The organism is Persicimonas caeni (genome assembly GCF_006517175.1).
Classification (GTDB): Bacteria; Myxococcota_A; Bradymonadia; order Bradymonadales; family Bradymonadaceae; genus Persicimonas; species Persicimonas caeni.
In genome coordinates this window covers 5,239,298-5,263,707 of record NZ_CP041186.1, presented here as the reverse complement: position 1 = coordinate 5,263,707, position 24,410 = coordinate 5,239,298, and the positions used below count along the sequence as shown (strand labels likewise).

Genomic DNA, 24,410 nt, shown 5'->3' with positions numbered 1-24,410 from the left:
CTCGCGAGAACGCACTGCGACAGGGCCAGTCGGCGCTGCCGCACTCCCCGTGCGTACATCACACATACAAGATCAACCGTAAGTGGAATTTATGCAACGCCCGTCATTAAGAAAGTCGATTGGTGGCCAACCCGGCCATCAACGTCCTTTGACGCGGTTGATCCCGTTGAGCGCAGCAACTCGGTAGGCCTCAGCCATGGTCGGGTAGTTGAAGGTCGTGTCGGTGAAGTAGCGGATGTCGTTGGCCGTTCCCGACTGCGACATGATCGCCTGGCCGATGTGGACGATCTCGGCGGCCTGGTAGCCGAAGCAGTGGATGCCCAAGATCTCGAAGGTCTCGCGGTGGAACAAGATCTTGAGCATGCCGACCGGGCAGTTGACGATCTGGGCGCGGGCCAGGCTGCGGAACAGCGCGTGGCCGACTTCGTAGGGGACCTGACGCTCGGTGAGTTCGCGCTCGGTGGGCCCCACGCTGCTGATCTCGGGGCTGGTGTAGATGCCCGCCGGGATATGCTCGACGAGGCGCCGGTCGTGCTCGCCCTTGACGATGTGGGTGGCCGCAAAGCGTCCCTGGTCGTAGCTGGCGCTGGCCAGCCCGGGGAAGCCGACCACGTCGCCGACCGCGTAGATGTGCTCGACGCAGGTCTGGTAGTACTCGTTGACGTCGATCTGCTTGCGGGAGTTGACCTGGCAGCCGACCTCTTCGAGGCCCAGCCCGTCGGTGTTGCCGGTGCGCCCCTGCGCCCACAGCAAGTAGTCGCTGCGCACGCGCTTGCCCGACTTGAGGTGCAAGATGACGCAGTCGTTTCGGGGCTCGACCTTCTCGTATTGCTCGTTGTGCCGCAGGATCGCGCCCTGGTCGCGCAGGTGGTAGCTGAGCGCGTCGATGATCTCGTCGTCGAGGAACGACAGCAGCTTGTCGCGGGTGTTCACCAGATCGAGCTTGCAGCCCAGGTTGCGCAAGATCGAGGCGTATTCGCAGCCGATGACGCCGGCGCCGTAGATGGTGATCGAGCCGGGGGTCTCATCGAGCTGGAGCACCGTGTTCGAGTCGAGCACGCGCGGGTGGCTGAAGTCGATGTCGGCCGGCCGCCAGGGGCTGGTGCCCACGGCGATGACGAAGTGGTCACCGCTGATCTTCTCTTTGATCCCCTCCGAGCTGGTCACCTCGACGGTGTGCGGGTCGATAAAGCTGGCGAAGCCGTCGACCATGCGCACGTCGTTGCGCTCGTAGAAGCCCCGACGCAGCTTGACCTGCTTGGCGACCACGTCCTTGGCCGCGCGCAGCAGGTCGGGGTACTCGATGTCCAGATACTTGATAGCGGTCTGGAACAGCGGGTTGTTGCGGAACTCATCGTAGCGCTGGATGGCGTGACGAAGCACCTTGCTGGGGATGGTCCCCCAGTGCACACATCCGCCGCCGATCTCCGACTCACGGTCGACGATGGCAACCTTTTTGCCGCTCTTAGCGGCGGTCATGGCCGCGCCCTCTCCGGCGGGCCCACTTCCGATGACGACTACATCGTAATGTTTCAACTTGATATTCGGGGTCTTGAGGTCTTGGGGTCTCGGGATCTCGAGCTCTCGCTTCTCAGGGTATCGGACCCGGGGGATCTTTCAAGAGTTTTCAGCCGACGGTTCTCAACCGAACGTCCGACCTTCCATCTTCTCGATGGCCTGGCGCCACGCGTCGGGCACCGGCGCCTTGGTCTGGGCGCTGTAGTCGAACGAGACGACCAACGCTTGGCCGATGGCCGCGATGCGCCCGAGCTTCTCGCTGGCCACGGCGTGCTCGACGGTGAAGCGATCCTCGCCCAGCTCGATGACGCGCGCGCCCACCGCGATGGTGTCGGGAAAGGTCAGCGGAGCCTTGAACCGACACGAGGTCGACGCCAAAATCGGCCCGATGCCGCTGGGCATCCCGGAGACCCCGGAGATGCCGGCCTCGTCGAAATAGGCGATACGCGCGTCTTCGAAGTAGCGAAAATAGCGCGTATTGTTGACGTGCTGGAAGGCGTCCATGTCGCCCCAAGCGATGGGGAACGTGGCGGTGACGGGGTAGTCGGCGAGGAGTTCTTGGAGTGTGTCGGTCATTGGCTTTTGTATGGGTCGTGTTGTGTAAGGCTTTGCTTGGCGGCGCCCCCATCCGCCTCGCGCTGTAAAGCGCGCGAGCCACCTTCCCCCCGGGGAAGGGCTGTCCTTGCGCATTAGAACTTCGTAGCTTTTCGCAGGGGCATCCCTCGCGCGTTCGAACCACGTAACTTTTCGCAACAGCATCCCTTCCCCGGGGGGAAGGTGCCGAGCGCGTAGTTTAGCGCGAGGCGGATGGGGGGCCCCAACAACCCATACCTACAACACCAAACCAATGCCCCACAACAACTACTACCAAACCATCGTCGACCGCGACGCCACACCCGCCGAGGCCGAGCGTCTGGGTCTACGGGCCGTCGAGTTCATGGCCGACGAGCAGGTTATTGCCGACGAGCCCAGTCCGTGCGTGCCGGGCGGGCGAATGGGCCACCGGCCGGCGGAGGCGTGGGAGTCGGCGATTGTCGAGCTGGACGAGTACTTTTTGGGGCTGGAGTTCAACGGCGTGGAGGTGGTCTGTGGCCGGCAGATCTTCGACGCCGGCCAATTTGCGTCGCGCCCGCACTGCCCCGAGTGCAACAAGCCGCGCGCAGCCGACAGCGCCTGGCAGGCGGCGCTCGACGGGTGGCGCGAGGGCGATGCGAGCGCCTCGCTCGACTGTCCGCACTGCGCGAGCCGGGCGCCCATCGTCGACTGGCGCCACGACACACCCATCGGCTTCGGGTGTCTGGGCTTTACCTTCTGGAACTGGCCGTCGCTCAACCGCGAGTTCATCGAGCGACTCGCCGGCGTGCTCGGCCACCGGGTCGTGCTCGTCGAGGGCAAACTCTGAGGCGACCTATCGAGCAGACACGGCTCAGTCGGCGGGCACGGCGAGCACGACCTCGAATTGCCCGCAGGTCAGTTCACCGCGGTTCTCGAGCACGAGTTGGTCGGTGCAGTCCTGCCCCTCTTCCCGGCTGAACTCCCCGCTAAAGGTGCGCGTTTCGATGCGCACGTCGGTGTTGTTCTCGAGGGTGGCCACCCGCTCGGTGAACGTCACGTTGCAGCCGCCGCGGGTGCCCGAGGCGTCGATCGTGCGCCCGATCCAGGCGTCGCCGTCTTGGATGGTGAAGCTCTTGCTGTCGTTGACCGCGTCTCGACAATCGTCGGCCGCGTCGCACACGTGGTAGGCGAGCGAGTCGCCCTCGTCGGTCAACTCGAAGTAGTCGTCGCCGTCGAAGGGGGAGCCCTCTCCGTCGCAATTCTCCGTATTTCGCGTGTGCAAGACGACCTGGTAGGTGTCCGCAAACGGCGAGGTACTCGGGCCGTCGTCGCCGCAGCCGAGACTCGGCAAGGCGAGGGTGGCGGTGAGCAAAGCTGCAGCGATGCGCGTGTTGGTTTTCGTCATCATCATCAATCCCGCTCGAAACAATGTTGCGCCTTGCAGAAGTCGCGGCGCCAGCTATTTGGGGCGCCTGTACTGCGGCGCGAAACTACGATTTGAGGGTCGTCGCGATGCGGCTCATTGGCCGACGAGCGCCTTGACCTCGTTTTCGGTCTGCTTGCGCGTCTCGTCGTCGAATCCCGTGTGCACGTGGCGCACCACGCCGTTGCGGTCGATCAAATACGAGGTCGGAAAGATCGACGGGCCGAACGTCTTGACCACCGGATGCTTCGGGTGCCAAGCAACCGTAAACGCGTAACCTTTGCCCTCCATGAACTTCCGCGCCTCTTTGCGCGAGCCGTCGAGGCTGACGGCCAGCACCACCAGGTCGTCTTCGTACTCTTTGGCGAGCTTCGAGTAGAACGGAAACGACTCTTTGCACGGCGCGCACCAGGTCGCCCAGAAGTCGACCAGCACGACCTTGCCGCGAAGCTCGGTCGACGAGACCTTCTCGCCGTCGAGCGTGGTCGCCGTGTAGGTGGGCTTGTCGCCCGGGCCGACCTCGGCAAAAGCGCTCGCCGGGATCAGCAGCGCGACGAAGAGAAAGCAAATGAGCGTAAAGCGCGCCATAGTTCAGCTCTCGTAAAGGGCGGTACGTACCGAAGCATGCATGTCGGGCTGCATCTTGGCAAACTCCGACAACAACTCCTTGAGGTCACGTCGTTTCAACTCGGGGAACGCGTCACAGACCGGACAGGGCACCGTGGGCACGTTGTGCTCGTCGACCCACGCCTCGATCTTTCGCTCCTCGACGAGGATCAACGGGCGAATGGTCGTCACCGCGCCGTCCTCGGTGGGCGTGGCCGGCTTGAGCGGCTCGAGCCTGCGTCCGTAGAACAGGTTCAAGAAGAACGTCTCGACGGCGTCGTCGAGGTGATGGCCTAGGGCGAGCTTGTTGAAGCCGTTGGCCACGCAGAACTCGTTGAGGATGCCCCGGCGCATCCGGCTGCACAGGGCGCACGGGATCTGGCCCGGCTCGAGCTTCGACTGGACGACCGAGTGGGTGTCCTCGTCGATGACCTCGCAGCCAAGCCCCAGGCGATCGAGCGCGGCGTTGAAGCCGTCGCGGTCGAAGCCGGGCTGGTTCTGGTCGAGGTGGATGGGCTGCATCTCGAAGTCGAGGTCGCCGTGGCGCGACAGCTCACCGAGCGCCGCGGCCAGCATGAGCGAGTCCTTGCCGCCCGACAACCCCACCGCGATGCGGTCGCCCGGCTCGATGAGCACGAAGTCGAGCACCGCCTGGCGCACCAGCTTGATCACCGGCTTGCTCAAAGGAGCGGCGTTGCCGGTTGAGCCTGTCATTTGTGTCTCGGGTGCTGCTGTCATTTTGACTCCACGAATCGACGCAAAAGCGCTATGGTCGCGCCGCCGCACCATACTTTTTGATGTGACTCCGAGCAATCCCCGCTCGACAAGCCTGCTGGTACTTTAAGGGAATCCAACGATGTGTCGTATGACCCGCATCACCCCTCTCCTCGTCGCCGCGCTCCTTATCACGTCCTGCGCGCTCACGTCCTGCTCGCAATCGCCGAGCCTCTCGTCGCCCGAGGAGGATCCGAGCGCCTACAGCGCGTTTCCGAGCACCGGCGGCGCCCTCCAGTCTTCCAGCGACGAGTCGTCGGGCGAAGAGAGTGAGGCGCTCGAGGTCGTCATGAAGCGGCCGACCGACGAGGTCACCAGCTCGTCGGTGGTCACCGTCTCGTTCAATCAGGCGATGGTCGAGCCGAGCGTGGGCGAGGTCGAGGCGGACGCGCCCATCTTCCAGATCGAGCCGAAGCTCGCCGGCACCTACCACTGGATGGGCTCGCGCACCGCGGTGTTCCATCCCAAAGAAGAATTGCCGAAGGCGACTCATTTCAAGGTCACCGTTCCGGCCGGCACCGAGAGCCTCGACGGCAACGCGCTCGCCCAGGACTACACCTTCGGGTTTCGCACGCCCTTTTTGCAGGTCAGCCGCGTGCGCTCCCACCCCGATTACCGCAAGCTTCGCCCCGAAGGCGAGATTCGCGTCTTCTTGAACCTCGAGGTCGACCCCGAGGACTTCGAGGAGGCGGTCACGCTCGAAGAGGACGGCGTCGAGATCGCCAAGGTCGTCGAAGGGCGTGAAACCAAGGGCTACTACGGTAAAGATAGCTACGCCATCAAACGCCCGGGCGGCTTCCGGCTCGGGTCGCGCTATCACCTGCGCATCGACGGCTCGCTGACGCCCAAAGGGGGCAACGCGACGCTGTCGGAGGGCATCGAGCAGAAGGTCGCGTCGATGAGTCCCAGCCGGCGCCGCTCGGCCGAAAAGAACTACCGAGGGGGCGACTACCACGCCCAGTTCGACGCCTACGGCCACTTCCAGGTCGACCGCGTGCGCTGCGGGTGGCGCGACTGTGACTCCCACTCGTCTTGGCGCGTCGAGTTCTCCAACCCGCTCGACAAGGAAGACGTCGAGGAGTGCGTCTCGGTGAGCGGCGGCGCCAAGCTGTCGAGCGTGAGCGCCTCGCGCGACACGCTCTACATCAACCCGAGCAACGTCAAAGGCGGCAAGACCTACAAGCTTCGCGTCGACCGCGGCTGCAAGGACATCTTCGGCAACACGCTCGCCGCCACGCGCACCTACAGCATCGAGGTCGACTACCCCAGTCCGATGATCAGCGTCGAGAACGGCCTGCGCATCCTCGAGGTGGCCAAGGGCTCGGAGGCCCCGGCGATCCCGGTGACCCTGCGCAACGCCAAGAACGCCACGGTGCGCATGTACGAGGTGCCCGAGGACCAGCTCGCCTACGTCTCGGCGAACCTGTACGACGTCACCAAACAGACCGGAAAGCCCTTCAAGGGGCGCCTGGGCAGCGGCACTCAATACAAGATCGGCACCAACCTGCGCACCGGGCAGACGAAGAGCTACGCCATCGATCTGGGCCGCGAGCTCGGCAACAAGCCCATCGGCGCGGTCTACTTCGACGTCGACTCGCCCGACGTGCAAGTCAGCTACGGCAACAGCATTCGACAGGGCCTCGTGGTCGTGACCGACTTGGGCATCACCATCAAGGAGGCCGGCGACGAGAACCTGGTCTGGGTGACCGGACTCTCCGACGGCAAGCCCGTCGCCGACGCCAAGGTCTCGCTGTGGGCGGCCAACGGAAAGCGCCTGTGGACCGGCAAGACCGACGAGCAGGGACTCGTCACCACGCCCGCCGGCGAAACGATCGACAGCAACTCGGTGGTCGCGCTGACCGCCAAAAAAGGCGCCGACACGAGCCTCATCGACCTCGACAGCTGGCGCGGCACGGTCTGGCCGTACCGCTTCCGCCTCGACTACCGCGAGCAGCGCGAGTCGATGTACACGCGCAACTTCATCTTCACCGAGCGCGGCGTCTACCGCACCGGCGAGACGGTGCACGTCAAAGGCTATATGCGCCTGGAGAAGGACGGTGAGCTCCAAAAGATGCCCGCCGAGCGCGCGGTCGTCACCGTGGCGAACTCGCGCGGCGAGAACGTCGCTCGCGAAGAGGTCGAGCTGTCGAAGCTCGGTGGCTACTCGCTCGACGTGAAGCTTCCCGACAACGCCGCTCTGGGCACCTACTCGGTGAGCGTCGCTCCCATCGACCCCGACGTGAGCAAGCAGCTCGCCACGGGCCGGGGCGGCTCGTTCAGGGTCGAGGCGTATCGCACGCCCGAGTTCGAGGTGCTCGTCGAGCCCGAGAACGACGAGATGATCGTCGGCCGCGACGCCAAGGCGACCGTGCGCGGCCGCTACCTGTTCGGCGCGCCCATGCGCAACAACCAGGCCTACTGGACCGCCCGACGCTCGCGCGCCCGCTTCGAGCCGCAGAACTTCAAGGAGTACAACTTCAACGCCAACCGCTGGCGCTACTGGTGGTATTACGACTCGTCGAGCTCGCGCCACCTGTCGAGCGCCTCGGGCAAGCTCGACGACGAGGGCGCGCTCGAAGCCGCCTTCGAAGTGCCGGAAGACGAGGACTTCTCCGGCCCGCAAGAGATCGTCATCGAGGCCGAGGTCACCGACGTCAACCGCCAGCGCTCGAGCGGACGGGCGACGATTCGCGTGCACCCCGGCGAATACTACGTGGGCGTCAAACAGCCCAATTATCTGGTCAAAGCCGGCGAGTCGATCTCGCCGAAAGCCGTCGCCGTCGACTACGACGGCAAGGCGCTCAGCGGCAAGCCCGTGCAAATGCGCGTGCTGCGCCGTGAGTGGAAGTCGGTCAAGAAGAAGTCGGCCGGCGGCGGGTATACCTGGGTCACCGAGCACGAAGACAAAGAGGTCGGCGCCTGCAAGCTGACCAGCGGCGCGGCCCCCAAAGGCTGCGACTTCAAGATCGACGGGTCGGGCTCCTACGTCGTCGAGGTCAAATCGACCGACGGCCTCGGCAACGAGCTCGTGAGCACCGCGCCCTTCTACGCGTACGGCGGCGACGGCTACTGGTGGGGCCGCTCGGACGACGAGCGCATCGACCTGATCGCCGACAAGAAGGAGTACGAGGTCGGCGACACCGCCAAGATCATGGTGCAGTCGCCCTTCGAAGAGGCGCACGCGCTGGTCACCGTCGAGCGCGGCGGCGTCCTCGAGCGATTCACCACCGCCATCGACGGCACGAGCAGCGTGGTCGAGGTGCCCATCACCCCCAAGATGCAGCCCAACGCGTACGTGTCGGTCTCGCTGGTGCGCGGCCGCGTCGCCCTGAGCGCGGACGAGCGCCAACGCGCCAAAGACGAGGGCGCCGACCTCGGCCGCCCCGCCTTCAAGATCGGCTACGTCGAGCTGACCGTCGACCACAGCGAGCGCCAGCTCGACGTCGCGGTCGCCCCCGACAGCCTCGAGTACCGCCCCGGCGGGCTCGTGCGCGCCGATATCAGCGTGCGCGACCACGAAGGCCGGCCCACCGCCGGCGAAGTCACCTTCATGGCCGTCGACCAGGGCGTGCTCAGCCTGACCGGCTACAAGACGCCCAACCCGGTCGACGCCTTCTTCAAAGAGCGCCCGCTCGGGGTCAAAAACCGCGACTCGCGCCTGATGCTGACCACCCGCGCCGAGCTCGAGAAGAAGAAAGAGCTCGCCGCCGACAAGTCCGCCGAGGGCGGCGACGGGTCGGGCATGGCGATGAATTACCGCTCCGAGTTCGCCACCACCGCGACTTATCGCGCCAAGATCGACGTCGACGACAGTGGCCAGGCGACCGTCGAGTTCCGCCTGCCCGAGAACCTGACCGCCTACAGGCTCATGGCCGTGGCCGTGGCCGAGGGCAACCGCTTCGGCTCGGGCGACAAGCGCGTCGAGGTCAACAAGCCCTTGATGGCTCGCCCCGCCCTGCCCCGCTTCGCCTCGACGGGCGACAAATTCGAGGCGCGCGTGGTCGTCCAGTCGATGGTCGAGACCGCCGGCAAAGTGAGCGTCGACGTCGAGATCGACGGGCCGCTTGAGCTCACCGGCGACAAGACGAAGACGATCACGCTGCCCGCCGGCGCGGCCAAAGAGGTCGCCTTCCCGGTGACCGCCGGCGTGCCCGGCGCCGCCAAGGTGCGCTTCGCCGTGCGCGGCCAGGGCGAGCTCGCAGGCGAGGACGCCGTCGAGCTCGAGCTTCCGGTGCGCTACCCCGCCGCCGAGCAATCCTTCGTCGAAACGGGCACCGTCACGATGGACTCGAGCTGGTCGCAAGCCGACGTACGCCGCCGCCTCGAGCTCCCCAAAGGCATCCGCAAGGACGTCGGCGGCCTCGAGATCGAGCTGTCGTCGAGCGCGCTCGGCGAGCTGCTGCCGGGCCTCGAATACCTGGTCGACTACCCGTACGGCTGCGCCGAGCAGACCACCGGGCGCACGCTCCCGCTGGTGTCGATGCGCGACACCGTCGGCGACCTCGAGCTGCCCGGCCTGCGGAGCGACGATATCGGCAAGTTCGCCCAGTCGGGCCTCGACCGCTTGTTGAATATGCAGACCCGCGACGGCGGCCTGGGCTACTGGCCCGGGGCGAGCTCGGCGCACCCGTGGACGACGACCTATGGCGGTCTGGCGCTCGTGCGCGCCAAGAAGCTCGGCGACTACGACATCAACGCCGACCGCTACTCCAAGCTGCTCGGCTACCTGAGCAACCTGCTGCGCGGCAAAGTCTCGATGAGCAGCCACTGGCACCGCGAGGCGGTCCTCACCACCCAGGCCTTCGCCAGCTGGGTCCTCGCCGAAGCCGGCGAGCCGCAGCCGAGCTACCACACCCGACTGGCAGACCAGCGCCACCTGATGCCGCGCTTCGCCCAGGCGCTGCTCGCCCTGGCGATCCACGAGTCGGGCGACAGCCCCGAGGTGCGCGACGCGCTCATGGACGACTTGCTGAGCAGCGTGGTCGAGAAGAACGGCATCGCGCATCTGACCGACAAGAAGCCGAGCGAGCGTCACTGGTGGATGATCTGGCACTCGCGCACCCGCGCCGACGCGATGACGCTGCTGGCGCTGCTTCGCATTCGCCCAAACGACCCGCTCATCCCCAAATTCGCCCAAGGCCTCCTGCAGACGCGCCAACGCGGCCGCTGGCAGAACACCCAGGACACCGCCTTTGCGGTCATGGCGCTCAGCGAGTACTTCGAGCGCGCCGAGGCGATCACGCCCGACTACCGCGCGCTCGTCGGCGTCGGTGACACCGAGTTCGCCCGCGAGGAGTTCACCAAGGCCGAGCTTCGCCCGCGGCGCATCTTCATCCCCATGGAAGAACTCGCCAAGCGCGACGGCAAGCTGCTGACCATCGCCCGACGCGGCGCCGGCGGCCCGATGTACTACACCGCCACGCTCACCTACGTGCAGGACGAGCCGCCCACGACCGGCTTCGACGGCGGCTTCCACCTGCAGCGCGACTACGTCGCCGCCGACGGCGACAACGCCGGCGAACCCCTCGACAAGGTGCGCCCCGGCCAGGTCGTCAAAGTGCAGCTGACGCTGACGGTGCCCGAAGAACGCAGCTTCGTGGCCGTCGAGGACCCGCTGCCTGCGGGCTTCGAGCCGATCAACACCGACTTCAAGACCACCTCGACGAACCTCGACGAGGCGCTCGGCTCGAGCGACCGCGGGCGTTGGTATTGGTGGTCCTGGTACTGGTGGGCGCGCTTCGACCACACCGAGCAGCACGACGACAAGGTGCTCCTATTCGCCAACCGCATGCGACCGGGCGTCTACAAGCACGCCTACCTGGCCCGGGCGACCACGCCGGGGACGTTCACCGCGCCGGCGGCGCGGGCGGAAGCAATGTACGAGCCGGCACTATACGGTCGTTCCGATGCGAAGGCCGTGGAGATTCGTTGAGCGTCGACTCGACCGTGATCGTGATCGTGATCGTAGTCGTGATCGGTTGTTATCGTTTTCGCGGTACAGACAACCGATCACGATCACGATCACGACGACGATCACGGGGCTGTTCGACCGCCACTGGCTAGCGTTCAATGAAGAACTCCCACAAAGCCCTCACGGTTATCTGCACTACCGCGCTCCTCGCGGCTGGCGCCGCGCTCTGGCTCGTGCCGTTCCCTGGAGAACTGCTCAGCTACGATAACCTCACCAGCACACGCCTCGTCGACCGCCACGGCCGCCCGCTGCGCGAGGCGTTGGGCGCCACCGAGGGCCGCGCGCGCGCCGTCGGCCTCGACGCCATCTCGCCGCATATGGTCGCGGCGACGGTCCACGCCGAGGACCGCCGCTTTTGGTCGCACGCGGGCGTCGACCCCTTGGCGGTTGGGCGGGCGGCCTGGCAGAACGTGACGAACGTCGAGATCGTCAGCGGCGCGTCGACGATCACCCAGCAGGTCGCCAAAATGGTCGCCGGCGGGAGCCGAGCGCGCACGCTGCCCAACAAGCTCGAGGAGATGGTGCTGGCCGTTCGCCTCGACAAGCAGGAGACCAAGCGCAGCATCCTCGAGCAGTATCTGAACCGCGCGCCCTATGGGAATCAGCTCTTCGGGGTCGCCGCGGCCGCGTCGATGTACTTCGACAAACCGCCCTCCCAGCTCACGCTGGCCGAGTCGGCGCTGCTCGCGGGCATCCCGCGCGCGCCGAGCCTCAACAACCCCTACGCCGACTTCGAGCGCGCCAAGCGCGTGCAGCGCCGCGTGCTCGCCCTGATGCACGAGCGCGGCGTGATCGACGACGCCGCGTACCGGCGCGCGCTCGACGAGGAGCTCACCGTCGTCGGGCGGCGCGGGCGCGTCATGGCCGCGCATTTTACCGACCATTTGCTGTCCGAACGCGGCCCGCTGTCGCGGCTTGGTAAGTTGGGGCGCCCGCAACGCATCGAGACGACGCTCGACCTCGACTTGCAGCACAAGGTCCGGGGCATCGTCGGCCAGGAGTTGTCGCGCCTGGAGAAGAAAAACGTCGGCCAGGCCGCCGTGGTCGTGCTCGACACAAAGACGGCCGAGGTCCTGGCGTGGGTCGGCTCGCGCGACTACTTCGACGCGGAGGGCGACGGCGCCAACGACGGCGTGCTCGCCCGCCGCCAGCCCGGCTCGGCGCTCAAGCCGTTCGTCTACGGGCTCTACCTGGAGAGCGGCGGCACCGCCGCCGACATGCTGCCCGACTTTCCGGCGCAATTTCCGGCCGCCGATGGCGTCTATATCCCCGAGAACTACGACCGCAGCTACCACGGCCCGGTCAGCGTGCGCGACGCCCTGGCGAGTTCGCTCAATATCCCCGCGGTCCACGTCACCCACCGCCTGGGCGCCGAGGCCGTCCACCAAAAACTGCTCGCCCTCGGCCTCGACACCCTCGACGCCGACGCCGACCACTACGGCCTGGGGCTCGCCCTCGGAAACGGCGAAGTCCGCCTCCTCGACCTCGCCGCCGCCTACGCCGCCCTGGGCCGCCTCGGCCACCCCAAGCCGGTTCAACTGACTGACCAAGAACCAAGAACCAAGAACCAAGAACCAAAAAAGCGTCTGCTCTCGGCGCAAACGTCCTACCTCCTCCTCGACATCCTCAGCGACGACCGCGCCCGCTCGCGGGGCTTCGGCCGCTACAGCGCCCTGCATCTGCCCTACAAGGTCGCCGCGAAGACGGGCACGAGCGCGGGCTTTCGCGACAACTGGGCGGTGGGCGTGACCCCCGACTACACAGTGGCGGTCTGGGCGGGCAACTTCGACGCCACTCCGATGCTCGGCTCGAGCGGCGTGACCGGCGCCGCGCCGATCATGCGCCAGGTCTTCCAGGCCCTGTACCCGGACGCGGCCAGCCCGGCCGACGTCGACTGGTACGAGGCGCCGAAGGGCGTCGAGGAGCGCACCGTGTGCGCGCTGTCGGGCCAGAAGCCCGGCCACCTGTGCCCTTCGACGCGCCTGGAGTCTTTCGCCGGCGAGGCGTCGTGGGCCGAACTGGCCGACTGCGAAATCCACCGCACCTTCGCAATCGACACGCGCAACGGCCTCCTCGCCGGCCCCGACTGCCCCGACGCACACGTCGAGGAGCGCGAGTTCCTCGACGTCCCCGACGACTGGACCGAGTGGGCGCTCGAGCGCGGCCACCGACTGCCGCCCACGCAGCACTCGCCGCTATGTGGCGACGATCCCGGCGACGCCGCCCGAGCCGCGGACCTGCGCATCACCCACCCGATGCCCGGCGACACCTTCGTCCTCGACCCGAGCCTGCCGCGTAGCGAGCAGCAGGTCGCCCTGCGCGTCGAGGTGCCGGCCAGCCGGCGCGACGACACCTTGACCTGGTTCGTCGACGGCGAGGCGGTCGCGACGGTAGACGCCCCCTTTCGGGCCTTCTGGAAGCTCGCGCCCGGCGAGCACGCCGTGGGCGTCGGGCGGGGCCGCGTGGAGGCGTCGGTGACGGTGCGGGTCGAGTAGCCGCTCACACCGCTGAAGCGATCGCCCGGGCGACGGACCGACTCAGCTTTCAGCCCCACAACGACCACCTCAACCAATTAAACTTAATATTTCACACAACACGAACCACAACCCGCACCAACAACTAACAAAACAGCCTCATTTTTAACCGCCACATTTGTACACACCCTGCACCCCTAAACCTACACAAACACACCACACACCTTGCAGCACAACTCAACACAAGCACGTACATCCACCCCCACCCATGCATGCTCCCAGAGCCACACCACAGGCCGCGAAACCCAAAACAACCCAACACCTTAGCCCAAAACACCACCCACAAAACCTTCTGACGGCGATGTCATAAAAATCAGGTTTAGCGTCTCTCGCTTTAACACAGCCCCGCTGCTATCATAAAAAACAAGGCAGCTAAGCGGGGCGTTCTACCTCAATATCGATTTAGTGATTAATCGAATCCCCGCCGGCTACGAACTCATGATGTCCAAAGAACGTAAAAGCCACGGTGGCGAGCGTTCGAAGGACAAAGCGAGGAGAGGAGCATGCGTCGTTCTAGGAATTTGTTGGCTCTCGTTATTTGTGCCGCAGTCTTCGCCATCCCGATGGCTGCGTCGGCTCACACCTCCGAGATTTGTTGGGATGAACACGACAACGGGGACGTCACGTTCTACGCGGGCACGGCCCACTGGCTGCTCTGGCCGGTGGGCGGGCTGGTCATCGACGGGCAGACCTACGACTTCATCGATGTCACGCGGGAGATCCCCGACGACGTCGTCTGTCAGCCGCAGGCGTGTGGTGGGGACCTGCGCGTCTTTTATTGGCAAGCGGTGACCGTCAGCGGGCTGGGCGACGGGGACTATTCGATCGAGCCGACCTCGACGACGAGCCTAGAGACGGGCGTGGAGGGGTGCTATCCGCAGGAGATGACCATCGGGGATGCGTGCGCCGACCCCGACGGCGACGGCGTGTGCGACGCGAACGACAATTGCCCGAGCGTGGCCAACGCCTCGCAGTCCGACGCCGACAGCGACGGCATCGGCGATGCGTGCGATATCTGCCCCCACGACCCGAGCAACGACGCGGACGGCGACGGCGTCTGTGGCAACGAGGATCTGTGTGAGGCGAGCCCCGACAGCGACGCCGACGCCGGCGTGCCGTCGGTGCGCCTGGGCGTGAATCGCTGGATTGCGACGCCGACCGGCGTCTTCCAGACGCTGACGCCCAAAGGTGAGATCGTCTACGGGCCCTACACGATGGAGGACACCGGCGGATGCAGCTGCTCGCAGATCATCGACGAGCTCGGCATCGGCAAAGGCCACGAGAAGTTCGGCTGCAGCAACGGCATCATGAAGCGTTGGACGAAAAAGCAGCAATGACCGGGCCGATTAGAGTTCGGTGCGGGGGCGGCACTACTCTCGTACCGAACTACTTCGACCCGCCGCCGATATCGATCTCCTGGCCGTCCCAGTAGGCCTTGCCGCGGTACCACATGCCGTTGACGCTCTTTCGCACCTCTTCGTAGACCGCCTCGTCGATCCCGACCACGCCCCAGCGGCCGATGGGACGCAACGCGCGGCCGGCTTGCTTGGCCTCCCCCGCATGAGCGCGGGCGAACCGGTCCCGGTCGTCCTCCTTCATATGAATCGAGTAGCGCGAGTTGCTACCCGAGTGTCCCAGCTCCGAGTCGACCCACTCCTGTACGAACACCGATTTCATCGCGCACCTCCGTCGAGATCGAGGATCAGATGAGCCCTCGAGACTCAAACTCGACACGAAGGCCGGGGAGTTAACGGGGCGTGGGCGAACGCACTATCTCTGCGATGCACCTGCCGCTATAATGCCGCCGAACTGCTCCTCTCCAGCGATACGGCGCCGATGTACACACCACGATTCCCGAGTCTCCTCGCCTGCTTGACCCCTCTCCTCGCCCTGGGCGCGAGCGCCGCCTTGTCGGGTTGCGGCGAGATCGCCGAGCGCGAGCAAGGCCTCGAGAAGGTCGAGGCGCAAGACGGCGACCTGATGCCGCGATATGCGCCGGCCGACGAAGACTTCTACCGCATGCCCTGGCCGTCGGACGCGCGGGTGAGCGCCCAAGGCACGGTCGACGTCTCCGATATCCCCAACGCCAATCACAACTTCGTGAAGCGCTACGTCGAGATGCTGTCGACGATCCGCGGGTTCTCGACGATGCCGGTGGCCTACGTGGCGTTCGAGACCGACACCGCCCCGCCCGACGACGCCATCCCGGTACCCAGCGCCACGGTCGACCCGAACTCGCCCATCCAGCTCATCGCGATGAGCGAAGCGGCGTGCGGCGAGCGCGTGCCGGTCGAGGCGGTGTGGGATGCAGAGGGTGATAAGTACGTCGCCGCCAACACGCTCAAGGTAGCGCCGGTGCCGGGCTACCCGCTGCGGCCGGCGACGCCGTATGCGCTCATCGTGACGACGAGCTTCGGCGGCAACGACCTGTCGACCGCGCGCCCCGAGGCGTTCGCCGCCCACCTCAACGGCGACGGCGCCGACGAGGCGCTGGCGCTGAGCTTCGACCCCATGCGCGACTGCCTGCCGCAGACGAATTTGTCGTCGAAGGAGATCGCGGTGGCCTCGGTCTTTACGACCCAGGACCCGGTCGCCGAGACGCGCAAGCTGCGCGAGATGGTCTGGAGTGACGCGACCGAGATTCGGGACATTCGCAACTGGCGCAAGTGGGTGGCGCGGTCGACGAGCGCCTACGAGGTCTACAGCGGCACCATGAAGATGCCGATCTTCCAGAAGGGCGAGCCGCCCTACTCGCGCGACGGCGATCTCGTATTCGACGAGAGCGGACGTCCCGAGATCCAGCGCTGGGAGACGGTGCCCTTTGCGGTGACGGTCCCCAGAAACCCCGACGGGCCGCTCAAACTACTGGTCTGGGAGGACGGCACCGGCGCACAACTGGCGAGCCATATCGGCGACGACCACATCGTGGGCGCCCTCGAGGCGGGCTTCGCGGTGGCGACCTTCGTGCCCCAATTCCACAAGGACCGCGGCGAGGCCGACTACGACCCCGAGCTCGACACGTTCAACTACATCAACCCCAAGTCGGGCCGCACGGTCTTCCGCCAACAGGTTGCCGAGACTAGCTACTTCATCCGCTTGATCGAAGAGAAGCTCATCAACCTCATCGGCCTGCCCCCCATCGACACCTCGCGCGTCTTCTACGGTGGCCACTCCCAGGGCGCGCTCGTGGGGGCGATGGTCGCCGGCGTCGAGCCGCGCATCGACACCTACATGCTCAACGGGGTGGGCTCGTACTTGAGCGAGACGATCATCTTCCGCAAAGACCCGTTCGACATCGCCCAGCTCGTCCAGAACCTGCTCGACGTCTCGCGCCCCATCGACCGCTTCCACCCCATCGTGGCGATGGCGCAAGTGGGCGCCGACGTGGTCGACCCGCACAACTACGCGCGCTACTGGCGCGGCTGGGGCGACGGCCAAGGTGGGGCGAGCGTGTTCATGATCAACGGCAAAGACGACTACACCACCTCCACCCTGTCGATGAACGCGCTGATGACCGCCGCGGGCCTGCCCGTCGTCGGCCCCAAGGGCTGGCCGGTCGACCCGTGGAACGTCGGCGACATCGAACAAGTCGACGCCCCGCTGGAAGCCAACCGCCAATCCCTGAGCGGCCAGCCGCTGACGATGGGCTCGTACATGAGCTCGTCGACCGGCCACTTCACCATCTACAGCGACGACGCGCTCGAGGACGCGGCGGTCAACTTCTGGGCGACCTCTGCTGCAGGATCGGCCGTGATCGACTTTTGAAAGGCTGACTCACCACGGAGACACGGGATACACGGGGGAACTACTTTTTACTTCCTCCGTGTCCCCGTGCCCCCCGTGGTGAACCCCAACGCCCCAGGTGTCAGGATAGTTGTCGCCTCTTCGATTGTTAGTTTCATGGAACGAAGGGGCAACAAGGAGATCCGAGATGAGTCCATATCCTAAAGAGCTAAAAGAGCGTCTTGTTCGACGGATGCTCGACGAAAAGATCAGCCCGGAGAGCCTGGCCGAGCTGAGCGGCGTGGGCAAGACGACGCTTTGGCGGTGGAGAAAGGCGGCGCTCGATGGTGCCTTGCGTGCTGAGGCAAAGCCAGAGTCGGCACCCGAGAGACGCTCTTCGGCCGAAAAGCTGCGTCTTGTGATGGCCGCCGAGGCGCTCGAGGGCAAGGAGTTTGGCGCTTTCCTGCGCGAGGAAGGAGTGCATACAAGCGACCTTCGACGCTGGAGAGCGCAGATGTACGAGGGGCTTGATGGACGCACCAGGGCCAAGAAGGAGGCCACCCAGAAGCTGCGCCAGGCCCAACGGGACAAGCGCGAACTCGAAAGCGAGCTTCGCCGAAAGGAGGCCGCGCTGGCCGAGACGGCCGCCTTGTTGGTGCTCTCAAAAAAGGCGCGCCGGTTGTGGGGGGACGAGGACGCTCCCATGATCGGCAAGAGCGACAAGTCATCCTCGACATGATCGCAGAGGCGGTCTCCCACGGCGCGCGTCAGGCCCAGGCCTGTCGGACCCTGGGCATCAGCGAGCGCACCATACAGCGGTGGCGAAAAGACCCGCAGGCCGAGGACGCTCGCCAGGGACCCCACAGTCGGTGTGCGCACGCGCTCACCGACGAGGAGCGAGCACAGGTGGTCGCCATCGCCACAGGTCGTGAATTCTGTGATGTGAGCCCCCGGCAGATCGTATGCAGCCTGGCCGACCGGGGCGAGTATGTCGCCAGCGAGTCGACATTTTACCGCGTGTTGCGCGAAGAGAAGATGATGACCCACCGCCAGCCAAGCCGGCCGCCGAAGCCCAGGCCGAAGCCCGAATTAGTGGCCGCCAGCCCCGGCCAGGTCTGGGTGTGGGATATCACATACTTGCCCACCCAGGTACGCGGCCGGTTTGTCTACCTTTACTGGATCATGGACTTGTTCAGCCGCAAGATCGTCGGCTTTAGCGTCGAAGACCAAGAATCGATGGAGCTGTCGAGCCGCCTCATTGAAAAGACGATCCTCGCCGAACAGGTCGAGGCGAGCGGACTTTGCATCCACGCCGACAACGGGGCTGCGATGAAGGGCTCGACGCTTCTGGCGACGCTGGAGCGCCTGGAGGTGGCCGCTTCGTTTAGCCGCCCGGGCGTCTCCAACGACAACCCTCACTGCGAATCGAGCTTTCGCACGCTCAAATACCGGCCTGGCTACCCCAAAAAGCCGCTCGACGGCGTGCATGAATGGTCTGAGTGGGTCGAGGCGTTTGTCCGCTGGTACAACACCGAGCACTATCACAGCGGGATCGGCTGGGTGACCCCCGAGCAGCGCCACGCGGGCGAAGACGTCGAGCTGCTACAAAGACGCCAAAAGCTCTATGAACAGGCGCGCCAAAAGAATCCCGCACGCTGGAGTCGAAGGCCGCGAGGATGGACGCGCCCCGAAGAGGTGCGGCTTGCGCCGCTCAATTTACAAGAGACGTAGATAATTCAGACGCGACAACTATCTTGACACATACCGAACGGCCGATCTTGACTCATCAACGGCTGACTCACCACGGAGACACGGGGTACGCGGGGAACTTCTTCTCTCATCTTTCCCCGTGTCCCCGTGCCCCCCGTGGTGAACCCTTCCTCCCCTCACTCATCAATATCGTTCGAGATGCGGCTCGGCGTCGGGCCTTGCTGGCCCTGGTATTTGCTGCCGCGGGCCGGCCCATAGGGGCGTTCGGCTTCGCTGGTCATCTGGTGGAAGACGAGTTGGCTGATGCGCATTCCCGGGTAGAGCTTGACGGCGACGCGGCCGAGGTTGCTCAGCTCGAGGGTGATGCGGCCTTCGAAGCCCGGGTCGACGAGCCCGGCGGTGGCGTGGACGACGACGGCCAGGCGGCCGATGGAGCTGCGGCCGTCGACGCGGGCGACCAGGTCGTTGGGGATCTTGACCCACTCGAGGGTCGTGCCCAGGACGAATTCGCCGGGGTGCAGGGTGAACGATTCGCCCTCCTCGATGGTCACCGTCTCGGTGTAGCCGCGCGTGGAGTCGGGGTCGCGCGTGTCGATGGCGGCAACGTGGGGCAGCTTGTAGACCACGAACTCCTTACCCAGGCGCACGTCGATGCTCGCCGGCTGGATTTGCTTGTCGGGGTCGAGGAGCGGGTCGATGACGATCTCGTCGTTGTCGAGGCGTTCTTTGAGGTCGCGGTCGCTCAGGATCATAGGGGGTGCTCCGGTGTATTCGGGTCGATTGTAGGACGCGGAGAATTTCACGAGCCAAAAATTCAGGCAAGTCGGATCATCCGACACAAGTGCGCTGTATCGTGCGAAAATTTGAATCGCACTTGCATTCTCGGTAGAGATGGGTACGTGGCAAGAGGACGAGCGCCACTCACAGCAACATCGACGCAGCACCACATGAACGCACCCGCCCACCGAAGATGTATACTGTTGATGCTGGGGATCCTCTGCTTGGCTCTGTTGGCCGGCTGTGGCGACGACTCGACCGCAGGCATTTTGAGCAACGACTCTCTGGTCAACAACGCCAACAACTCTCCCCAGGACGCCTCGAGCGGATGGGACGCCGGCGTGAGTGACGCCGGTGCGGGCATCGACACGTCGGGAGCGACCGACGCCTCCGGCGGCGATGTATCCGATCAGCGTGACATCGGCGGCCCCCCTCGCCGCCCCGAGCAAGACGGCATCGGCATTCCCTGCAACTCCGACAACGACTGCCCCTCCGGCCATTGCGCGAGCGTGGGCGGCGAGCTTCGCGGTGTGTGCACCGTGGGCTGCAGCGTAGCCTCGGAGTGTCCTTCGGGCTGGGCGTGTGAGACGCTCTACCCGGCCGACGGCAAGTTCTGCACCTGCGAGAGCTCCGAAGAGATCTGTGACGGCGCCGACAACGACTGCGACGGGTTGATCGACGAGGGCGACGCCTCGACGAATCTATGCGGCGAGGAGGCGGTATGCCTGGCTAACAGCTGCGACTGCCCCGACGGATTTAGCTGCGGCGACACCTGCCGCGACCTGTATCGCGACGCCGACCATTGCGGAGCGTGCTCGAATAGCTGCGAGGTCGCCTGCAGCGAGTCGCAGTGTGTCGAGGCGGTCGACGTGTCGGTCGGCGCCGACCACATGTGCGTGACCTTGAGCGACGGGCAGGTGCGCTGCGCGGGCCAGAACACCTACGGCCAGCTCGGCGACGGCACCACCCAGAGCACCGAGCGCCCGGTCGACGCGTTGTGGATGGATGAGACGGCCAAGATCGCCGCTGCCGACGGATTCAGCTGCGCGATGACCCAAAACGGCGAGGTCTTCTGCTGGGGCTATAACGGCCAGGGACAGGTCGCCGAGGCGCCGCTGACCGAACGCCACCGGCCGACGCGCTGGCAGCAGATCAGCGCTGCGGTCGACCTCGACATTCGCAACTACACGGGCTGCGCGGTCACCTCCAACGGCGGCGTTCGCTGCTGGGGGCCGCACGGCTTCTCGGTGCCGACGCTTGTCGAAGATTTGAGCGGCGCGACGAAGGTCGCCGTGGGCGACTACCACCGCTGCGCCATCGTCGCCGACGGGCAAATCGCCTGTTGGGGCAACAACGCCCAGGGACAGCTCGGCGACGGCACCACCACCAACCGCGACGAGGTCCGCCTCATCCCGATGCTCGCCGACTCGGTCGACGTCGCCGCCGGCGAAGAGCACACCTGCGTGCTGCAACGCTCCGGGTCGGTCAAATGCTTCGGAAGCAACTCACACGGCCAGCTGGGCGTCGACTTGCTGCGCGAGCTCACCAGCCCGCAGAAGGTGCTCGAGCTCACCGACGCCACCGACCTGACCGCCGGAGCGCGTCATACGTGCGTGGTCGCCGGCGAGCGCGGCACGGAGGATGAAGGCAAGGTGAAGTGCTGGGGCGACAACTCCAAGGGGCAATTGGGCGACGGCACGACGACCGCCGCGCCCACCCCGGTCGCCGTGCGCGGCCTGCCGCCGGTCGCGAGCGTGGACGCGGGTGATCGGACGACGTGTGCGCTGACGGTCGACGGGGATATTTATTGCTGGGGTGAGCGGTTTGGGGTGAATCCGCGGCGGGTTGATTGGTGACAATCGATCATTCGAGATCCGATTCCAGGCTCGATTCGATGACATTTTCGCGGCGCAGGGTCTGGTGAACCGGGCAGCGGTCGGCGATCTCGAGCAGGCGCTTTCGTTGGGCGTCGTCGAGGTCGCCTTCGACGCGGATGGCGCGAGTGAGCTTGTCGATCTTGCCCTTCTCCTTCTCACAGTGCGCGCAGTCGCCGGCGTGGATCTTGTCGTGGTTGACGCGCACCTGGACGCGCTCGAGCGGCCAGCCCTTGCGCTCGGCGTACATCCTAAGCGTCATCGAGGTGCATGCGCCCAGCGCGGCCGCTACCAGGTCGTAGGGGTCGGGGCCGGCGTCGTTGCCGCCCACCGAGGCGGGCTCGTCGGCGAAGAAGTGATGGCGCCCCACGATCACGTGGTTCATGAACTTACCCTCGCCCGTTTCGGCGACGAGCGCCTCGTCGGGGCGCGGCTCGCCGAGGGCCTCGCGCTCCTCGTCGGTCAACTCGCGGCGATACTGCACGTAGCGCGTCGACCACGCCGCCAGCGTCTCGGCGACGTACTGCGCGTCGCGCTTGTTGCTCAGCAGGTGGTCGGCGCCGTCGAGTGAGATGAAGCTCTTGGGGTGCTTGGCCGCCTGGAAGATGAGCCGGGCGTTGTCGACGCCCACGACCTTGTCCTGCGGGCTGTGGAAGATGAGCAGCGGGCGCTTCAGCTCGCCGATCGCCCCCTCCATCTCGGTGCTGCGGATATCGTCCAGAAAGTGCTTCTCGACCGAGAAGGTCCGCCCGGCGATCTCGACGTCGGCCGAGCCCTCCTCCTCGATCTCGGAGAGCTTGTCCTTGAAGACCTGCTCGACGTGGGCGGGGTCGAACGGCGAGCCGATGGTGCACACCGCCTTGGCCTGCGGAATGTCGGCCGCCGCCTTGAGCACGGCGGTGCCGCCGAAGCTGTGGCCGATGAGGATGGAGGGCGCCTCGTACTCCGCCTCCATGAACTCGGCCGCGGCGACCAGGTCGGCGACGTTCGACGAGAAGTTCGTATTCTCGAACTCCCCTTCGCTGTGGCCCAGGCCGGTGAAGTCGAAGCGCAGCACCGCGATGCCCTTGTCGGCCAGGTGCCGGCTGATCTGCGAGACGATGAACAGATCTTTGGAGCAGGTAAAGCAGTGGGCGAAGAGCGCACACGCCTCCGGCTCGCCGTCGGGCATGTCGAGCCGAGCGTCGAGCGAGGTTTCGTGGGCGCCTTGGAAGGTGACCTTCTTACTGTGTACGGGCATGGCTACACGACCTCCTCGATGCGCTGGGCGAGCGTGGGCGTCTCCTCGGGCTGCGGCAGCACGCACCACTCGATGATCAATTTGCCGATGGGGATATGCTCGTAGCCGCCGCCCGAGGCGGGCACGCGGAAGACCGGCGGCGGCGCAAACCCCGAATCGTCGGGCGTCGACAGCGCCCACTGCACGTTCAAGTTGTACTCGGCTTGCAGCAAGACGCCCACGAAGTCGCACAGTCCCTGAAAGAGCAGCGGGGGCATCCAGCGCAGCGTGTGCGCCTTCTCCTGAATCAAGAAGAGCTCGAAGGAGTGAAGCCCCTTTCGGTCGGGGGTGATCGTGGTGTTGAAGTGCTGGCGAAAATAGGTCGCCATGAGCTTGGAGGGACCGCCGGGCGTCTCGCCGAAGACCTCTCCGTCGAGTTGATCGATCATCTGGCGCTGGATCTGCTCGATCTTGTCCGAGATCGACGCGTTGGGGCGCTCGATGTCAGCTTTGAAGACCGCCACGGGCGATTCGGGCGGGTGGACGCCTTCAGCTTCGGCCTCCTCTCGCCAGGCGGCCATGCGCTCTTCGTACTGGTCGGGCACGTACTGCGTCTCGTCGAATCCCAGCTCGGCGAGCACCTCGCGGCTGGGCTGGCTCAGCTCGTCGAAGACCAACAGTTGGACGGCCTTGAAGTTGCGCTCACCTAACGCAATACTCGGCTGCTGACTGTACTCGGCCAAAAACGTCAGCTCGAGTAGCCGGACGAGTTGGTCGCGCAGCGCGTCAGAGTCGGTATCGCTCCAGCAGGCCAGCGCCCACTCGCGGTGGTGTTCGAGTTCGACTTCGAGGACGCGCGGATGTATGGACTGAATCATAGGCGGTTTCTTTTCATAGCTGCGAGCTGTGACTGACGACAACAGACGCCTTGTACCAAACCAGACGTTGCCATGAAACGACCAACCCACGTGGTGCTCGCGAGCATCGCTATTGCCGCGCTCCTTTTTTTTCTCCCGGCCTTCGGCTGGGCTCAGGAGCAGCCGACGTCCGAGCCGGTGACTCCGTCCGACGAGCAACAGAAACTGAACGACGAAGGTGTCGAGCATCTCATCGAAGAGAATTATGCACGCGCGGTGGCCCATTTCGAGCAGTCCTTGTTGCTCGGTGAGCTCAACGTGACGTACCTGAACCTGGGGCGCGCCTACCAGAAGATGGGCAAGTGCGAGAAGGCCAAGAGCGCGCTCGAGCGAGCCATCGTCGCCCCGCCGGTGGCCAATCCGCCCGAGAAGCTGGTCACCGACAAGGCCCGAGAATACCTGGCCGAGGTCGAGCAGGAGTGCGTCGTCGAGCCGGCCGAGGCCGGTCCTGAAACCGCGGGCATGAACTCGCACGAGCTATGGGGCTGGACGGCCACCGCGGCCGGGTTGGCCGTCGCGGGCACCGGCGTCGGGCTGCACTTCGCCGCCGAGGGCAAGCGCGACGAGGTGCGCGAGGCCCAACGCCAGGACGGACTGATCACCTCGGTCTCCCAGACCGAAGCCCAGCAACTCGAAGACGACGCCAACACCCTCGACTCGGTGGGCGCCGCCATGATCGCGGCCGGCTTGGTGGGCGCAGGGGTGGGCACCTACCTGGTGTTCACGGCGCCCGACCAGGCCGACGCCTCGGTGTCGGTGGGCTTGAGCGCTGATTCGATTGGACTGAGCTTGTCGGGCCGCTTCTAGGA

18 protein-coding genes are annotated in these 24,410 nt (G+C 65.6%); 9 read left to right on the top strand and 9 right to left on the bottom strand.

What is annotated here, in order from left to right; translation table 11 throughout:
* Positions 1–138: 138 nt before the first annotated feature.
* Together sthA and FIV42_RS19355 are read right to left on the bottom strand one after the other, a co-directional pair.
* A complete protein-coding gene (gene sthA / locus FIV42_RS19360) occupies positions 139–1,542 on the bottom strand; it encodes a Si-specific NAD(P)(+) transhydrogenase (protein WP_141199285.1) in 1,404 nt (467 codons plus the stop codon).
* Between the two features lie 99 nt (positions 1,543–1,641).
* Positions 1,642–2,094: an acyl-CoA thioesterase gene (locus FIV42_RS19355; RefSeq protein ID WP_141199284.1), complete on the bottom strand. Its 453-nt coding sequence runs from the start codon at positions 2,092–2,094 to the stop codon at positions 1,642–1,644.
* Between the two features lie 271 nt (positions 2,095–2,365).
* Between FIV42_RS19355 and FIV42_RS19350 the strand changes: the two genes are divergently transcribed.
* Positions 2,366–2,920 carry a hypothetical protein gene (locus FIV42_RS19350; protein ID WP_141199283.1) on the top strand — a complete coding sequence of 185 codons (555 nt, stop codon included), beginning with the start codon at positions 2,366–2,368 and terminating at the stop codon, positions 2,918–2,920.
* Positions 2,921–2,944: 24 nt separating this feature from the next.
* On the opposite strand, the gene FIV42_RS19345 is transcribed toward FIV42_RS19350, so the two are convergent.
* From FIV42_RS19345 to FIV42_RS19335, 3 genes are all read right to left on the bottom strand, one after another.
* Positions 2,945–3,484, bottom strand: coding sequence for a hypothetical protein (locus tag FIV42_RS19345; protein ID WP_141199282.1), 540 nt, complete (start codon positions 3,482–3,484; stop codon positions 2,945–2,947).
* Positions 3,485–3,592: 108 nt separating this feature from the next.
* A complete protein-coding gene (locus FIV42_RS19340) occupies positions 3,593–4,084 on the bottom strand; it encodes a TlpA family protein disulfide reductase (protein ID WP_141199281.1) in 492 nt (163 codons plus the stop codon).
* Positions 4,085–4,087: 3 nt separating this feature from the next.
* Positions 4,088–4,816, bottom strand: coding sequence for an ATP-binding protein (locus tag FIV42_RS19335; RefSeq protein WP_168210774.1), 729 nt, complete (start codon positions 4,814–4,816; stop codon positions 4,088–4,090).
* Between the two features lie 151 nt (positions 4,817–4,967).
* Here FIV42_RS19335 and FIV42_RS19330 point away from each other — a divergent pair, with 151 nt between their 5' ends.
* The 3 genes from FIV42_RS19330 to FIV42_RS19320 all read left to right on the top strand — a co-directional run bounded on the left by FIV42_RS19330 (position 4,968) and on the right by FIV42_RS19320 (position 14,718).
* Positions 4,968–10,808, top strand: coding sequence for an Ig-like domain-containing alpha-2-macroglobulin family protein (locus FIV42_RS19330; RefSeq protein ID WP_168210773.1), 5,841 nt, complete (start codon positions 4,968–4,970; stop codon positions 10,806–10,808).
* 137 nt (positions 10,809–10,945) lie between these two features.
* Entirely contained in the window at positions 10,946–13,342 is a 2,397-nt protein-coding gene (gene pbpC, locus FIV42_RS19325) for a penicillin-binding protein 1C (RefSeq protein ID WP_141199278.1), read from the top strand.
* A 542-nt stretch (positions 13,343–13,884) separates the two neighbouring features.
* Entirely contained in the window at positions 13,885–14,718 is an 834-nt protein-coding gene (locus FIV42_RS19320) for a thrombospondin type 3 repeat-containing protein (RefSeq protein ID WP_141199277.1), read from the top strand.
* A gap of 49 nt (positions 14,719–14,767) precedes the next feature.
* Here FIV42_RS19320 and FIV42_RS19315 read toward each other — a convergent pair whose 3' ends face one another.
* Positions 14,768–15,058, bottom strand: coding sequence for a hypothetical protein (locus tag FIV42_RS19315; RefSeq protein WP_141199276.1), 291 nt, complete (start codon positions 15,056–15,058; stop codon positions 14,768–14,770).
* Positions 15,059–15,217: 159 nt separating this feature from the next.
* Here FIV42_RS19315 and FIV42_RS19310 point away from each other — a divergent pair, with 159 nt between their 5' ends.
* From FIV42_RS19310 to FIV42_RS19300, 3 genes are all read left to right on the top strand, one after another.
* Positions 15,218–17,146: a hypothetical protein gene (locus FIV42_RS19310; protein WP_141199275.1), complete on the top strand. Its 1,929-nt coding sequence runs from the start codon at positions 15,218–15,220 to the stop codon at positions 17,144–17,146.
* Positions 17,147–17,312: 166 nt separating this feature from the next.
* On the top strand, positions 17,313–17,843 hold the full coding sequence (locus FIV42_RS19305; RefSeq protein WP_141196618.1) for a transposase: 531 nt from the start codon (positions 17,313–17,315) through the stop codon (positions 17,841–17,843).
* Positions 17,840–18,835: an IS3 family transposase gene (locus tag FIV42_RS19300; RefSeq protein ID WP_141196617.1), complete on the top strand. Its 996-nt coding sequence runs from the start codon at positions 17,840–17,842 to the stop codon at positions 18,833–18,835. The genes FIV42_RS19305 and FIV42_RS19300 overlap by 4 nt, the downstream gene beginning before the upstream one ends.
* A 155-nt stretch (positions 18,836–18,990) precedes the next feature.
* On the opposite strand, the gene dcd is transcribed toward FIV42_RS19300, so the two are convergent.
* Entirely contained in the window at positions 18,991–19,566 is a 576-nt protein-coding gene (gene dcd, locus FIV42_RS19295; RefSeq protein WP_141199274.1) for a dCTP deaminase, read from the bottom strand.
* A 231-nt stretch (positions 19,567–19,797) separates the two neighbouring features.
* Here dcd and FIV42_RS19290 point away from each other — a divergent pair, with 231 nt between their 5' ends.
* Positions 19,798–21,447, top strand: coding sequence for an RCC1 domain-containing protein (locus FIV42_RS19290; protein ID WP_168210772.1), 1,650 nt, complete (start codon positions 19,798–19,800; stop codon positions 21,445–21,447).
* 7 nt (positions 21,448–21,454) lie between these two features.
* On the opposite strand, the gene FIV42_RS19285 is transcribed toward FIV42_RS19290, so the two are convergent.
* Positions 21,455–22,705 (bottom strand): bifunctional alpha/beta hydrolase/OsmC family protein, encoded by a 1,251-nt coding sequence (locus tag FIV42_RS19285; RefSeq protein WP_141199272.1) that lies wholly within the window; start codon positions 22,703–22,705, stop codon positions 21,455–21,457.
* Between the two features lie 2 nt (positions 22,706–22,707).
* Complete coding sequence (locus tag FIV42_RS19280; protein ID WP_141199271.1) at positions 22,708–23,562, bottom strand: hypothetical protein; 855 nt, start codon at positions 23,560–23,562, stop codon at positions 22,708–22,710.
* A 72-nt stretch (positions 23,563–23,634) separates the two neighbouring features.
* Between FIV42_RS19280 and FIV42_RS19275 the strand changes: the two genes are divergently transcribed.
* Complete coding sequence (locus FIV42_RS19275; protein WP_141199270.1) at positions 23,635–24,408, top strand: tetratricopeptide repeat protein; 774 nt, start codon at positions 23,635–23,637, stop codon at positions 24,406–24,408.
* The last annotated feature ends 2 nt before the right edge of the window (positions 24,409–24,410 follow it).